Genomic DNA, 13287 nt, shown 5'->3' with positions numbered 1-13287 from the left:
GGTGGAAAGAGGAAAAATCACGCAGACGGAATGGGCAAGAGAACTGGGAGTTTCAAAGCAGTACGTCTGTTACTTAGTAAAGAAAGGAATAGTTGAGCTGGAGGATGGTTTGATTGACCGAGAACAAGCAAATAGAGCAATAGAAGCAATTAGAGATCCAAGTCAACCACTGAGGAGAAAAGGTGGAGAAGAAGGGGAAAAAAGAGGAAATAATGAACTTTCCACGATGTTGCTTAAAACCCGGATAAAAAACGAGATGGAGCGGGGAAAACTGCTGGAGGCAAAAGCAAAAGCTGAAATTGGTGAACTTATCTCAGTAGAGGAAGTAAAGACTGAAGCATTTAACGTGGCAAGAGTAGTGAGAAACAATCTCCTCAATATCCCAGACAGAGTATCAGCATTACTAGCATCGATGAACGACACAGAGAAGATCCATAAAACGTTAACAGAAGAGATTACCAATGCACTCGAAGAATTATCGAAAAATACATTTTAATGACTACTGTTAATTTATATTCAAATAATTTAAAATTATTAAAGAAAATTAGTAGACGCCTTATAATAATAGGCTCAATAGCTATAAGCATCTCTATTTCTACAGCATATGCAGGAATAATTGCAGTCATTATTCTAAGTTGTTTTGCTAAAGAATCAACAGATGTCCACTGTAAACAACCAAGTTCTACTTTTACCGATATGGAAGTAGAAAATGTAGCAAAATTTTGGCAGGCAATGGTGTGATGTATAGCAGTAGCTTTTATACAGGGTTAAAGCCAGATCCGCTACTTAAAGTATCAGAGTGGGCAGATAGAAATCGTCAACTTTCAACGATAGCATCATCAGAGCCGGGGAAATGGAGGACAGAGAGAACGCCGTACCTTAGAGAAATAATGGATTCACTATCTTCGTCTTCACCGGCTGAAAAGGTGGTATTCATGAAAGGAGCGCAAATTGGAGGAACAGAAGCTAGAAATAACTGGATCGGTTATATTATCGACCAAACACCAGGCCCTATGCTGGTAGTACAGCCAACAGTTGAAATGGGCAAGCGCTGGTCAAAGGGAAGATTTGCGCCGCTCATTGAAGATACCCCATGTTTAAGGAGTAAAATAAAAGATCCAAGGTCGAGAGATTCAGGCAATACTGTGCAGAGCAAAGAGTTTCCAGGAGGAACGGTAGTAGTAACAGGTGCCAATAGTCCAGTGGGTCTGCGTTCAATGCCGGTAAGATATCTTTTTTTAGATGAAGTAGATGCATATCCAGGAGATTCAGGAGGAGAAGGAGATCCAGTTCTTCTCAGTATCGCGCGAACTAATACTTTTGCTCGTCGAAAGATTTTTTTGGTATCGACACCAACAGTTCACGGAATAAGCAGAATAGAGAAGGAATTTGAGAGTTCAGACAAACGTTACTTTTTTGTACCTTGTCCACATTGTAATTACTATCAGGTGCTAAAATGGCCACAGATAAAGTGGGAAGATAAAGAACCCTCAACAGCCCACTACGTTTGCATAGAGTGTAGGGGAGAAATAAAAAATCATCAGAAAACGGAGATGCTAGCTAGAGGTGAATGGAGAGCTACAGGGAAAGAAGGAAAAAAAGAGGCAAAAATAGGATTCCACCTTTCAAGCTTGTATAGCCCAGTAGGCTGGTATAGTTGGAAACAAGCAGTAGAAGATTATCTACATGCAAAGGAAAATGAACAATTACTGAAAGTTTGGATAAATACAACACTCGGAGAAACCTGGGTAGATAAAGGAGAAGTACCAGACTGGAAGCAACTATTTGAGCGTCGAGAAAATTTTCCGATAGGTACGGTGCCAAAAGGTGGAAAAATAGTGTTAACGGCAGGGGTTGATGTACAAAAAGATCGGTTAGAAGTAGAAGTAGTAGCATGGGGAAAAAACCGAGAAAGTTGGTCAATAGACTACCAGGTATTAGAAGGTGATACTGGAAGTGAAGAAGTATGGGGAAAACTTTCGGAATTATTAAATCATCATTTTATCGGTGAAAATGGTCTTGAATACATGATAAGCATGATGGCGGTAGATGCTGGGTATGCAACACAAGAGGTATACAACTGGGTAAGAGGTCACCAAGGGTCTGGAAGAGTAATGGCAGTAAAAGGAGCAAACAAAGCGCTAGTGCCACTTAGCAGCCCAAGTAGAGTTGATGTAACAGTTAGCGGACAAAAGCTAAAGAGAGGAATGAAGCTGTGGCCAGTTGGGGTATCGATATTAAAGTCAGAGCTTTTTCAGCTACTTAATGTTTTAACAGAAGGGGCGCCGGGGTATTGTCATTTTCCAGAGTATCCACCTGAATATTTTAAGCAGCTAACCGCAGAGCAACTAATTACCAAGGTAGTAAAAGGGTATACCAAACAAGAGTGGCAAAAGATAAGAGATCGAAATGAAGTACTAGATTGCCGAATTTACGCAAGAGCAGCGTCTATTGCCCTGGGGATTGATCGTTGATCAGAGAGTAAATGGGAAAGTTTAGCAGGTGAAAAAGCTAAAAAGTCAAAGAGAGTGAGAAGGAGTCAATGGTTGAGTGAGAAAAGTTGATGTACAACCAAGAATATTTAACTCAAGTAGAAGAAGCGATAAAGAAGCTACAGAGCGGAGAGAGAGTAGTATCAATTGCGTACGGCGATCATGTGGTTAGGTACGGGGAAGTTCAAATAAAGGATTTATTGGAGCTCAGGCAACGAATCAAAGCAGAGTTAAAAGTTGCAGGTGTGAAGCCGAAGAGAAAGATTGTTATTGCAACTAGTAAAGGAGTGGTATGAGAAGTTATATGATGGAAAATGAGTATCCGGACTTTTTAGAGCATTTAAAGTATATTATAGCCACAGGTAATATAGCATCAGGAAAGTTTATAAATGCAGTGGTAGACCTCTCGCATTGGGATAAGAACGTAGATTTCAAATTAGCAAAAGAAGATGGTATAGCTGGCGTCATTCATAAAGCAACGCAAGGACTGAAGTATATTGATCCAACGTATGTAGAAAGAAGAAAAGCTGCTGAAGAAGAGGGACTTTTATGGGGTTCATATCATTTTGGAGTAGGAGAAAACGGAAAAGATCAAGCTAACCATTTTTTAGAAACAGTAGGAGATCATTCTCAAGTATTGCTTGCGCTTGATATTGAAGAAAACCAAAGCGGAAAAAACATAACGCCAAAGCAAGCAGAAGATTTTGTTGATAGAGTTCACGAAGTAACAGGTCGTTTACCACTGATTTATGGAAGCACCTATTTTTTAGAAGATTTTGTCACACCAATTTTGACGAAGTGCCCATTGTGGATTGCAAGATGGGGAGAGGAGCCTGTGTTACCAAAGGGGTGGAAGAAGTGGGCTCTGTGGCAATACACTGACGGCAAAAGCGGAAAAAAACCGCATGAAGTAAAAGGAATCGGCCGATGCGATCGAAATAAATTCAACGGAACATTGGAAGAATTAAAAGATTTTTGGATATCAGGATGTTATTGAAATCATTCAAACAATTATTTCGGAAACCAACAAAACCAAAAAGTTCAGCATGGGATGGAGCTGGATCTGGCAGAAGATTATTGCACTTTCAACCAGAGTCAGGAAGCATAAACAATTTGCTGTCTCAAAGCCTTGAACACCTGCGTAGTCGTTCACGTGACATGGTAAGAAAGAACTCCTATGCGGCAAACATCATCGATACGATAGTAAGTAACTCTGTTGGGACAGGAATAAAACCGCAGTCAAAAGCCAAAGATGCAGAGTTTCGCAAAAGAGTTCAAGAGTTATGGCTGAGATGGACAGATGAAACAGACAGTAGCGGAGTGAGTGATTTTTATGGGTTACAAGCTCTAGTATGCAGAAGTATGATAGAAGGAGGGGAATGTTTTGTAAGACTCCGAACAAGAAAACGAGAAGATGGACTTTGTGTGCCGTTGCAATTACAAGTACTGGAATCAGAGCATTTAGACAATAAGAGTAATCAAACCCTTGCCAACGGTAATGTAATTAGAAACGGGATTGAGTTCAATAGGCTTGGGCAAAGAGAAGCGTATTACCTTTTTCGAGAACATCCAGGTGAAGGCTCGTTTGGTGAATCGGTGAGAGTGCCAGCAAATGATGTTTTACATATCTACAGGCCACTAAGATCTGGGCAGATTCGAGGAGTACCGTGGTTGTCCAGTGTACTGTTAAAGCTTTATGAACTTGATCAATATGACGATGCGGAATTAGTGAGAAAAAAGACTGCAGCGATGTTTGCAGGGTTTATTACCAGACTCGATCCTGAGGCAAATATTTTAGGTGAGGCGCAAGCAAATGAGCATGGAGTAGCACTATCAGGTTTAGAACCTGGGACTATGCAACTTTTAGATCCAGGGGAAGATATCAAGTTCTCGGAACCATCAGATGTTGGAGGAAGTTATGAAGCATTCATGAAACAGCAGCTCAGGGCAATAGCAGTAGGCATGGGGAATAACTTACGAGCAGCTAACAGGAGATCTAAGTGGTGTCAATTATTCATCAATCCGAGCTGGGTTAATAGAGTTTCGCCGGAGGTGCGGAATGTTACAGCATAACATAATGGTATTTCAATTTTGCCGTCCGGTATGGGATAGGTGGTTAGAATTAGCCCTACTCTCAGGAGAACTTGATATAGGCAAAGAATGGACGAAAAAAGGGGGAAAAGAAGAAGTAAAATGGATAGCACAAGGATTTGATTGGGTGGATCCGCTAAAAGACCAGCAAGCACAGCAAATGGCGGTAAGGAATGGGTTTAAGAGTAGGTCAGAGGTGGTTTCGGAACTTGGTTATGATGTAGAAGAAGTCGACCAAGAAATTGCCGAAGATCAAAGACGTGCGAGTGAACTGGGCTTAAATTTTGATTCTGATGTGAATTCTAATGCTGAAATGATATAAAATTCTATTTCTATGACAAATGGGTTTTTATTGCCCCAGACACAAATAAAAAATTTTAAAAACATATGACGACACAAATAAATTGGATGAATAAGCCGATGATGATAGAGCAAAGGAGTTTTGAATTATTGTCATTACATGCTGGAAAACACCCTACGTTTAAAAACATAAAACATGTAACAAGAAATAGTGAAAGGGGAATAAAAGTAATACCAATACATGGAATCTTGACGAAGAATTCAGAAGCTTTTGACGATATTTTAGGGATGACATCATATGAGAAGATACGTGAAGAGATAGAAGAAGCTTTAATAGATAAAGAAGTAGAAACAATAATTTTGGACATAGACAGCCCCGGAGGGGAAGTAAACGGTTTATTTGACCTTTCCGACTTTATTTACGAAGCAAGAACAAAAAAGAGGATTGTGGCGATAGCAAATGATGATGCGTATTCCGCAGCGTATGCAATTGCATCAAGTGCTGAAAAAGTATTGGTAACGAGAACATCAGGAGTTGGAAGTATAGGAGTAATAGCAAGTCATATAGATCAAAGTGGATTTGATGAAAAGCAAGGTATTAAGTACACAACTGTTTTTGCTGGAAGTCGAAAAAATGATTTAAATCCGCATGAGCCAATAACATCTGAGAGTTTGGAAAGCTTACAAAAAGAAGTAGATCGTCTATATGAAATGTTTTTGCAGCTTATAGCAAGAAATAGAGGTCTTTCAACGGAAAAGATCAGATCAACGGAAGCAGGGCTATATTTTGGTGAGAAAGCAATAGAGATTGGACTTGCTGATGGAATCACAACGTTTTCTGAATTTATAGATAATTATAGGAGAAATATGACTAAAACTGAGATAAAAGAACAAGCAATAGATATTGATATTGAGCAAGGAAGATGTTTAGGGTACGAGAGCTGCCGCACGGAAGTATTAGAGGTGATAAGATTATGTAATTTATCAAAGATGCCAGAGAAAATAGGAGAATTTATTGAGCAAGGTGTAAATGCAAAACAAGCCCAAGAGATATTAATGTCAATACTGGCGGAGAGAACGAAGAAGACAGAGATTTTGAGTACAATACCGCAAAATACACCAGAAGACTTGATGATGCAGGTAGCGAAAAGTCGGGGCATTTGATGGTCTTAACCGCGGTATATAATGCTAACATACGCCGCGGTAAATAAGTGTTCAAAACGCGCCACAATTATAACCGCCGCATATAACAACTATAAACACGGCGGTAAAACTAAAGGAAAAAAAGGGGAAATATGACAAGTATAACTGAAACAAATAATTTAGGTGACCTTCTGAAATATGAAGTATATAGAGATTATACAAGAGAGGAAATAACCGTAGCCAAAGGACAAAACCTCAAACTTGGAACAGTTGTTGGCTATGATAAAGATAACATGATTAAGATAATAAATCCAACGGCCACGGATGGAACACAAACAGCGATAGGTGTAATAACAAGTGATGTAAACGCAACGGAAACCACCAAAGCAGTAATCATTACTCGTATTGCAATGTTAGCAGATCATGCAGTGGTGTGGCCAGCAAATATAACAGAAGAGCAAAAAGCTGCAGCAATAAAACAACTTGAAGCACGAGGCGTTATCATCCGCAAGGGAGTTTAACGAGCTACCAGACTCAGCAACTTACATAGAAACAACTTAAAACACACAGCATTAAAGGGAAAGGGGGAAAGAATGCAAAATCCATTTACAAATCCAGCATTTAGTATGACGAAATTAACTAAAGCAATAAACATATTGCCGATAAATTATGGTCGCGTCGAAAATTTAAATTTATTTCCAAGTAGATCGGTAAGATTTCGACATATTACGATAGAAGAGCAAAACGGAGTATTGAGTTTATTACCAACGCAAGTTCCGGGAGCACCAGCAACAGTGGGAAAACGTGGAAAACGAAAAATAAGAACATTTACGATACCACATATTCCCCATGATGATGTAGTGTTACCAGAGGAAGTGCAAGGAATAAGAGCATTTGGGTCAGAGAATGAACTGAAAGCGTTGGCGAGTGTAGTAACAGATCACCTGGAGTTGATGAGAAACAAACATGCGATAACGTTAGAACATTTGCGGATGGGGGCGTTAAAAGGGATTATTCTGGATGCTGATGGCAGTGAGTTATTAAACCTTTACAACGAATTTGAAATTACGCCAAAAGTAGTAAATTTTGCGCTGGGAACAGCAACCACCGATGTCAAGCGTAAGTGTCTGGAAGTATTGAGGCATGTTGAGGACAACTTAAGTGGTGAATATATGACCGGGATTCATGCGCTGGTAAGCCCAGAGTTTTTTGACGCTTTAACTTCTCATACCAAGGTAAAAGAAGCATACGAGAGATGGCAAGAAGGAGCAGCACTCCGGAACGACATGAGATCAGGATTTACGTTCTGTGGAATAACATTTGAGGAGTACAGAGGGCAAGCAACTGACCCTGAAGGAAATGTGAGAAGATTTATAGAAAAAGACACGGGACACTGTTTTCCACTAGGAACAGCAAGCACATTTACTACTTACTTTGCCCCAGCGGACTTCAATGAAACAGTAAATACACTAGGGCAACCGTTATATGCAAAACAAGAGCCAAGAAGATTTGATAGAGGGACCGATTTACATACTCAGTCAAATCCTTTACCAATGTGCCATCGCCCAGGAATATTAATCAAAGTCGTTGCAGCATAACAATACTGGTAGAGCAACTACAAAAGTGGTGAGGCATGAAAGTGCTCTACCAGTATGCCCCTTCTTAGCGTGCATGTAGAGATTAGTGCATAAAGGTAAAGTATGCAAGAAAAAATAAAAAGATTATTGAAAGATTGTTTTGCACATCTAGGGCAGCAAGCGTTGTATGAATCAAAGGATAAGTCATACATGGTGCAGATATTAAAGCAACAGCCAGATAGATTATACGGGATTGGTGAAGGGCAATTTGTAGGAGAAATTTTGACTTTAGAAGTAAGTGTGTTTGATGTATTAAAGCCAATGGTGGGAGATACTTTTTCTATAGGTAGTTGTAGATACAGAGTACACTCACCGCCGCTTAGGGATAATTCAGGAATAATCTGGAAAATTCAAGCATCGGGGGTGTAAATGTGTGTTGAGATTGAAGTGATCGGCAGCATTGAGAAAATAATTCAAAGTATTGAAGCTAGTCAAGCTAAGATAACAAAAGCAACAGTAAGAGCATTAAACAAAACGGCATTGTGGACAAAAGAGCAAGCTACGAAAGAACTAAGTAAAGATACGCAAATAAAACGGCAATTAATCAGAAAAAGATTATGGACAATCAGAGCAACAAGAAATTATCAGAGGGCTCTAGTAAGGATAGGGTTATACGGAGTAAAATCTTCAAAGCTTGGCGATATAAAACAAATGGCAAAAGGAGCAAAAGCAGGAAAACATATGTTTGAAGGAGCATTTATTGCTAAGATGCCAACCGGACATAGAGGTATTTTTAGACGAAGAGGAAGGACAGCCTTGCCAATTTATGAAGTTACCGTACCGATCGGAGAAAATGTACAAAAGATAATAAAAGAAATGGCTAATTATAAAACAGGAAAAGTGTTTGAGGAATATTTTGAGCATGAGTTGAATGTTCTTTTAAAGAAGCAATGAAAGAATTTTGGAAAGGTTTACATGAAGCAATTTGTAAAACGCTAAAAGAAGAAATCCCAGCAATACAAACGTGCGAAGTGTATAGAGCAGAACGTCGGAAAATAATAGCGCCAGCAGTATTTGTAGAGCTTGCAAGTTTAGAACCAGGGAAAGACCCTGGGACAGAGGAACTTGCGCTGAGAGCAAGATTTGAAGCAAGAATTGTAGTTGATGGAACAGTCGAGGATTCCTCGGTAGTTGTAAGGTCATTAGCAGCAGAAGTTGCAAGAGTAGTGAATAAAAACACTTGGAACGTGGAAAATGTTTTGCCGGGAGAATTTTTATCAGCGGAAGTAGACAATTTTAAACCAGAGTTGGATGCATATTTAGTGTGGCTGGTAGAATGGGCTCATGAGATGCACGTAGGGAAGTCAGTGTGGTCAGAAACTGGCGCATATTATAGAGATGGGTAAAGTACATGTTGGATCATAATTTTGCGATTGCAGAGCTAAATAGAAGGCTAGCGAACATTATTCGTATAGGTCTAGTTAAAGAAGTAGATTATGAAAAAGCAAGAGTGCGGGTAAAAATAGGAGAATTTATAACCGATTGGCTTCCGTGGATAACGGCAAGAGCAGGAGAAGATAGAAGTTGGTTTGCGCCGAATATTGATGAGCAAGTAATAGTATTATCGCCATATGGAGAGTTGTCATTAGGGGTGGTGTTACCGGCAATTTATCAGCAGAAGTATTTTCCCTCGGAATGCCGAAAAGACGCGCATATTTTAGAGTTTAAGGATGGAACGAAATTATCGTACGATAAGGAGAATCATCATCTTGAGATTGAAGTAGTAGATAAAATAACGCTAAAAGTTGGAAAATCGAGTATAGAGATGACAAAAGAAGGAATAAAACTTAAGGGAAGGAGAGTTGATCTCAATTGACATGAGAAGAGCTATAGTTTGTATAGGAGATCATTGCATGGGGATACCGGTTCATGTTTGTATGAGTGGTAGTAACGACGTTTTTGTAAACGGTAGATCTGTTTGTCGAAAAGGAGATATCTTAACTCTAGGTGAGAAACTAACGCAAGGGTCAAACAGCGTATTTGTTAATGATATTGGTATTGCACGAGTTGGTGATTTAGCCTCATGTGGTTTTAAGGTAGTAAGTGGAAGTAGCAGCGTTTTTTCTGGATAAAGATATGAAGGGAATGAGTGCTGAAACAGGTAAGGAATTAGAAGATTTGGACCATCTGAAACAGTCAATAGTTGATATTTTGACCACACCAATTGGTAGTAGAATCATGAGAAGAGATTACGGTTCAAGATTATTTGAATTAGTAGATAAGCCAGTAAATCGTGATTTTACGTTAGAAATTTACGCAGCAACAGCAGAAGCACTACAAAAGTGGGAAAAGAGATTTAAGTTAGAAAAAGTAAAAATAACAGAAGTGAAAGAAGGAAAAGTAACGCTTGACCTAGAAGGATTGTACTTACCAATGGGGGAAAAGATTCGCTTTGATGGAGTTGTGGTATAAAGATGGAGCAGCCTAACATTATTGAGCCACTGAACTTCGAAGAAATCTTTTCACGTATGAAGGAGGAGTTGATACGTCGAGACTCAAGTTTTACAGCATTAGTAGAAAGTGACCCAGCAATAAAGATTTTAGAGGTAGCAGCATGGCGAGAACTTTTGCTGAGAGAAAGAATAAACGAAGCAGCAAGGGGCAACTTACTTAAGTTTGCAAGGGGAGAAGAACTTGATGATTTAGCTGAATTTTACGGAGTGGAAAGGGAGAACGGGGAAAAGGATGAACGATTTAGAAAAAGAATCAAGGCAAGAATAGTTGGCTCAAGCACAGGAGGAAATTATCGGTATTATGCATTATCAGCAGATACGAGAGTAAAAGATGCATTAGTAGAATCACCTGTACCAGGAAAAGTACAAGTTTCAATCTTATCCACAGAATTATCCACACTGCCAGAAGAATTACTAGAAATTGTCAGAAATCAGCTAAACAGGGAGGATGTGAGGATTTTAACAGATACAATAGAAGTGGTAAGTTGCAATATTATAGAAATAGATATCCACAGTAAAATTAGCATTAAAAGACCAGATATTATTGAAACGGTGAAGAAGCAATTTATAGAAAAATTTGAAACAACGAAAAGATTAGGATGGAAAGTAACGAAATCATGGATTATAGCCAACCTGTTTGTGGATGGGGTAGAAAACGTAGAATTAATCGAGCCAAGAGAGGATGTTGTGGTACTGGGGAATGAGTGTGCTGCCTTAAGAAGTTTAAATGTTGAGTTGAATTAATGCTATTACCACCAAACGCAACAAAGCAAGAAAAAGCGCTGATTGATGCAATCGATTACAAAGTAGACCCAAGCTGTGTAAAAGGATTTAAATTTAGCCTAGGGGAAAAAATATTGCCGTGGTTGGTTGAAGAATATGGATTGGGGGAAATTCTACGCTGGGTAAAAGACAAAAGAAAGGCGATAAAAGAAGGAATAAAATTTCAGCGTTTGAGAGGAACACCAGCATCGCTGAAAATAGCACTGAAGTGGGCAAATATAGAAGATATTACAATTATTGAAGAGCCACCCGGAGAACACTTTTTTGAATTACAGATAGGGATAAAAGATGTTCCGAACGACTTCTTCGTTGATGCAGTAGTAGAATTAGCAAAACTATCATTGCCAGCAAGATCACGGCTAATGAGGATTTTTAACGATTATTATAATGCGCAGAGATTTATATTGGATGAGAGTTTATTTGGAGATCTTCTTTCTGACTATTCGGGGGTAAAAATAGAAAAAGATGGACCAGTGTTATCATTTGGGAGAGTAAATTTTTTCAGGTCTAGTGGTCCAGTTATTAGGATTATAGAAAACTATCTACGCGATCATTATGAGCAGGCATTAAGTAATGATCTGTATAGGCTAGATGTAGCAATCCTTGGAGAAACCGAGCCTCACACAAAGAATTATAACGGTATTTATGAAAGAAGTCATCAGTGGAATAATTTAAAAACGTTATATCCGCTACCACAGAGCTTATTACCTGAGATTAAGTTTGCTAAAGCGCAGATAGTATTATCGGACAGTTGGAGTTTAGGAGAAATAAACGCATGTTTTCCAGTAAGTAGTATAGAAGAGAGGGGAAAAAGGTTTTTACTAGGAAGTGATAAGCTATCTGAACAACTGTGGAATTTAAAATACAAGCCAATTTTAGAAAGATTTTTTGCCGTTCACCACTATCAAGTAAAGAATTTCTCTACCCCCAAAATAATAAGATTTAGCGTAGCAGAACACTACATTCATTTTGAAAACGAATTGGATTCAAAGCAAAAAAATGCAACATACGAGCTAGAAAACTACATTTTAGTGTTTTACCCAGGTGTACTAACATGGCATGAACATCGACATTTGAACAGGTCCTGGGAAGAAAAACAACCTATATGCTTAATGAATTAAATACATATATTTATATCTTCATATACTACATTAACATTCGGTAAAAATGTGTGTTTTTTGAAAAAAAGAAGTTGCTTTTCCATGCCAAAACAGCTATAAATTAGGTAGGTGTAGGTAAACATAAGAAATTGATCTTGCACTGAAGTGAGCCAAATTGGCGACTTTATGTATGTTTTTATAGTGAGGTAACTAAAATGTTCAATTTAAATAAAAGACTGGAAAAATTAAAGGAGAATTCATTTCGTGGAATAAATGAAAAAGACGCAGCAGGTTGCACAATATTGCACCGAGCAGCACAAGTGTCAAATCCAGAAGTAATAAAGTTATTAATAGAAAAAGGTGCAGGTACAAACGATAGAAACAATAGAGGCGAGACACCATTGCACCTAGCGGCATTCTATGGAAAGGTAGAGAATGTAAAAGCACTGATAGAAGGAGGAGCAAATGTAAATGCTATAGATGATGGAGGATATACGGCATTACATAGTGCGAGCTTAATGAGTTGTGAAAAGACAGTAAGGGAGCTAATAAAAGCAGGGTCGAATGTTAATACTGGGAACTACATAGGAAGGACCCCCCTACATGAAGCAGTATTTATGAGGGAAATAGTGAACGTGAGGGCAATATTAGAAGCGGGAGGTGACGTAAATGCGAAAGACCAAAAAGGATATACACCACTACATATAGCATGCAAGACAGGAGAAACAAAAGAGATAATAAAAGAGCTAGTAAAAGCTGGAGCAAATGTAGAGCAAAAGGATAAATTTGGCAAAACAGCAATGTATTATGCGAGAACTGAAGAGTTGCTAGAAAAACTAAGGGAGTTGTCGGAGCGGACAGTAGATGCGATATTTAGCCTAGATTTAAAAGAAAAAGGAGAAAGAAGGTTTGAAGAAATAAGGGAAAAGTTAGAAGAAGCGCCATTGGTCAAGAAGGCACTGATGGAAGTGGAAAAAGAGCTAGAAGATATGGATGAGAAGATAAAAGGGCTATAAAAAGAGCTTTCTGTAAGAGAAGGGAGTAAAAGGGTTGGCTACAAGATAATAGGAAAAATAGGAAGCCTAAATTTAAAAGAAAAAGCTGACAACAGCAGGAGAGGAACCGCTTATTATTTAACAGATTAAGTATATAGATTTATATCTTAATCTAATATGCGAAAAAAATGTGTATATTTTGTAAAAAAAACTTGCTTTTTATGCCAAAACAGCCCTAAGTGAAAAAGTAGCTAGTAAATAAACAAGATTTGCTAAGCGCTAAAGTGAGCCAA

General features: G+C 38.6%; 16 protein-coding genes and 2 pseudogenes. All 18 read left to right on the top strand.

Annotated elements, in window-relative coordinates:
- Position 1: 1 nt before the first annotated feature.
- The 18 genes and pseudogenes from ABWU23_RS05470 to ABWU23_RS05385 all read left to right on the top strand — a co-directional run bounded on the left by ABWU23_RS05470 (position 2) and on the right by ABWU23_RS05385 (position 13015).
- The gene (locus tag ABWU23_RS05470; protein ID WP_265045264.1) at positions 2 to 496 is read left to right on the top strand and encodes a hypothetical protein; all 495 of its coding nucleotides are present in this window, start codon (positions 2 to 4) and stop codon (positions 494 to 496) included.
- Entirely contained in the window at positions 496 to 741 is a 246-nt protein-coding gene (locus ABWU23_RS05465) for a hypothetical protein (protein WP_253308919.1), read from the top strand. Before ABWU23_RS05470 ends, ABWU23_RS05465 begins: the two co-directional genes overlap by 1 nt.
- A pseudogene (locus ABWU23_RS05460) lies at positions 738 to 2564 on the top strand (phage terminase large subunit family protein). The gene ABWU23_RS05465 and the pseudogene ABWU23_RS05460 overlap by 4 nt, the downstream one beginning before the upstream one ends.
- Positions 2564 to 2788 carry a gpW family protein gene (locus ABWU23_RS05455; protein ID WP_264688199.1) on the top strand — a complete coding sequence of 75 codons (225 nt, stop codon included), beginning with the start codon at positions 2564 to 2566 and terminating at the stop codon, positions 2786 to 2788. Before ABWU23_RS05460 ends, ABWU23_RS05455 begins: the two are co-directional and overlap by 1 nt.
- The gene (locus ABWU23_RS05450) at positions 2785 to 3489 is read left to right on the top strand and encodes a glycoside hydrolase family 25 protein (RefSeq protein ID WP_265045267.1); all 705 of its coding nucleotides are present in this window, start codon (positions 2785 to 2787) and stop codon (positions 3487 to 3489) included. Before ABWU23_RS05455 ends, ABWU23_RS05450 begins: the two co-directional genes overlap by 4 nt.
- A pseudogene (locus ABWU23_RS05445) lies at positions 3480 to 4905 on the top strand (phage portal protein). Before ABWU23_RS05450 ends, ABWU23_RS05445 begins: the two are co-directional and overlap by 10 nt.
- Positions 4906 to 4970: 65 nt before the next feature.
- Positions 4971 to 6047 (top strand): S49 family peptidase, encoded by a 1077-nt coding sequence (locus ABWU23_RS05440; protein ID WP_353270915.1) that lies wholly within the window; start codon positions 4971 to 4973, stop codon positions 6045 to 6047.
- A 131-nt stretch (positions 6048 to 6178) separates the two neighbouring features.
- A complete protein-coding gene (locus ABWU23_RS05435; protein WP_353270914.1) occupies positions 6179 to 6547 on the top strand; it encodes a head decoration protein in 369 nt (122 codons plus the stop codon).
- A 72-nt stretch (positions 6548 to 6619) separates the two neighbouring features.
- Positions 6620 to 7624 (top strand): major capsid protein, encoded by a 1005-nt coding sequence (locus tag ABWU23_RS05430; protein ID WP_353270913.1) that lies wholly within the window; start codon positions 6620 to 6622, stop codon positions 7622 to 7624.
- Positions 7625 to 7726: 102 nt separating this feature from the next.
- A complete protein-coding gene (locus ABWU23_RS05425) occupies positions 7727 to 8032 on the top strand; it encodes a hypothetical protein (RefSeq protein ID WP_353270912.1) in 306 nt (101 codons plus the stop codon).
- A complete protein-coding gene (locus tag ABWU23_RS05420) occupies positions 8033 to 8557 on the top strand; it encodes a phage tail protein (protein WP_264688204.1) in 525 nt (174 codons plus the stop codon). It begins immediately after the preceding gene.
- Positions 8554 to 9009, top strand: coding sequence for a hypothetical protein (locus ABWU23_RS05415; RefSeq protein ID WP_406719579.1), 456 nt, complete (start codon positions 8554 to 8556; stop codon positions 9007 to 9009). Before ABWU23_RS05420 ends, ABWU23_RS05415 begins: the two co-directional genes overlap by 4 nt.
- 5 nt (positions 9010 to 9014) lie before the next feature.
- On the top strand, positions 9015 to 9479 hold the full coding sequence (locus tag ABWU23_RS05410) for a phage baseplate assembly protein V (RefSeq protein WP_264688205.1): 465 nt from the start codon (positions 9015 to 9017) through the stop codon (positions 9477 to 9479).
- 1 nt (position 9480) lies between these two features.
- Positions 9481 to 9735 (top strand): PAAR domain-containing protein, encoded by a 255-nt coding sequence (locus tag ABWU23_RS05405; protein ID WP_264688206.1) that lies wholly within the window; start codon positions 9481 to 9483, stop codon positions 9733 to 9735.
- Positions 9736 to 9739: 4 nt separating this feature from the next.
- Entirely contained in the window at positions 9740 to 10075 is a 336-nt protein-coding gene (locus tag ABWU23_RS05400; RefSeq protein ID WP_264736424.1) for a GPW/gp25 family protein, read from the top strand.
- Between the two features lie 2 nt (positions 10076 to 10077).
- Positions 10078 to 10860: a baseplate J/gp47 family protein gene (locus ABWU23_RS05395; RefSeq protein WP_253308960.1), complete on the top strand. Its 783-nt coding sequence runs from the start codon at positions 10078 to 10080 to the stop codon at positions 10858 to 10860.
- Positions 10860 to 12020 (top strand): phage tail protein, encoded by a 1161-nt coding sequence (locus tag ABWU23_RS05390; protein WP_264688208.1) that lies wholly within the window; start codon positions 10860 to 10862, stop codon positions 12018 to 12020. Before ABWU23_RS05395 ends, ABWU23_RS05390 begins: the two co-directional genes overlap by 1 nt.
- 194 nt (positions 12021 to 12214) lie before the next feature.
- Positions 12215 to 13015, top strand: a complete 801-nt coding sequence (locus ABWU23_RS05385; RefSeq protein WP_265016401.1) for an ankyrin repeat domain-containing protein — start codon at positions 12215 to 12217, stop codon at positions 13013 to 13015.
- The last annotated feature ends 272 nt before the right edge of the window (positions 13016 to 13287 follow it).

This window comes from Wolbachia endosymbiont (group A) of Hedychridium roseum (assembly GCF_964028325.1).
GTDB lineage: Bacteria > Pseudomonadota > Alphaproteobacteria > Rickettsiales > Anaplasmataceae > Wolbachia.
Note: the sequence above shows the minus strand (reverse complement) of the source record. Positions and strands in the feature narration are given on the sequence as shown.

What these genes read in the sequence shown, in the direction of transcription:
- ABWU23_RS05435 (WP_353270914.1), top strand. Translation starts at nt 6,179, where the DNA reads ATGACAAGTATAACTGAAACAAATAATTTAGGTGACCTTCTGAAATAT.
- ABWU23_RS05455 (WP_264688199.1), top strand. Translation starts at nt 2,564, where the DNA reads ATGTACAACCAAGAATATTTAACTCAAGTAGAAGAAGCGATAAAGAAG.
- ABWU23_RS05450 (WP_265045267.1), top strand. Translation starts at nt 2,785, where the DNA reads ATGAGAAGTTATATGATGGAAAATGAGTATCCGGACTTTTTAGAGCAT.
- ABWU23_RS05440 (WP_353270915.1), top strand. Translation starts at nt 4,971, where the DNA reads ATGACGACACAAATAAATTGGATGAATAAGCCGATGATGATAGAGCAA.
- ABWU23_RS05400 (WP_264736424.1), top strand. Translation starts at nt 9,740, where the DNA reads ATGAAGGGAATGAGTGCTGAAACAGGTAAGGAATTAGAAGATTTGGAC.
- ABWU23_RS05395 (WP_253308960.1), top strand. Translation starts at nt 10,078, where the DNA reads ATGGAGCAGCCTAACATTATTGAGCCACTGAACTTCGAAGAAATCTTT.
- ABWU23_RS05430 (WP_353270913.1), top strand. Translation starts at nt 6,620, where the DNA reads ATGCAAAATCCATTTACAAATCCAGCATTTAGTATGACGAAATTAACT.
- ABWU23_RS05465 (WP_253308919.1), top strand. Translation starts at nt 496, where the DNA reads ATGACTACTGTTAATTTATATTCAAATAATTTAAAATTATTAAAGAAA.
- ABWU23_RS05390 (WP_264688208.1), top strand. Translation starts at nt 10,860, where the DNA reads ATGCTATTACCACCAAACGCAACAAAGCAAGAAAAAGCGCTGATTGAT.
- ABWU23_RS05415 (WP_406719579.1), top strand. Translation starts at nt 8,554, where the DNA reads ATGAAAGAATTTTGGAAAGGTTTACATGAAGCAATTTGTAAAACGCTA.
- ABWU23_RS05410 (WP_264688205.1), top strand. Translation starts at nt 9,015, where the DNA reads ATGTTGGATCATAATTTTGCGATTGCAGAGCTAAATAGAAGGCTAGCG.
- ABWU23_RS05405 (WP_264688206.1), top strand. Translation starts at nt 9,481, where the DNA reads ATGAGAAGAGCTATAGTTTGTATAGGAGATCATTGCATGGGGATACCG.
- ABWU23_RS05420 (WP_264688204.1), top strand. Translation starts at nt 8,033, where the DNA reads ATGTGTGTTGAGATTGAAGTGATCGGCAGCATTGAGAAAATAATTCAA.
- ABWU23_RS05425 (WP_353270912.1), top strand. Translation starts at nt 7,727, where the DNA reads ATGCAAGAAAAAATAAAAAGATTATTGAAAGATTGTTTTGCACATCTA.
- ABWU23_RS05385 (WP_265016401.1), top strand. Translation starts at nt 12,215, where the DNA reads ATGTTCAATTTAAATAAAAGACTGGAAAAATTAAAGGAGAATTCATTT.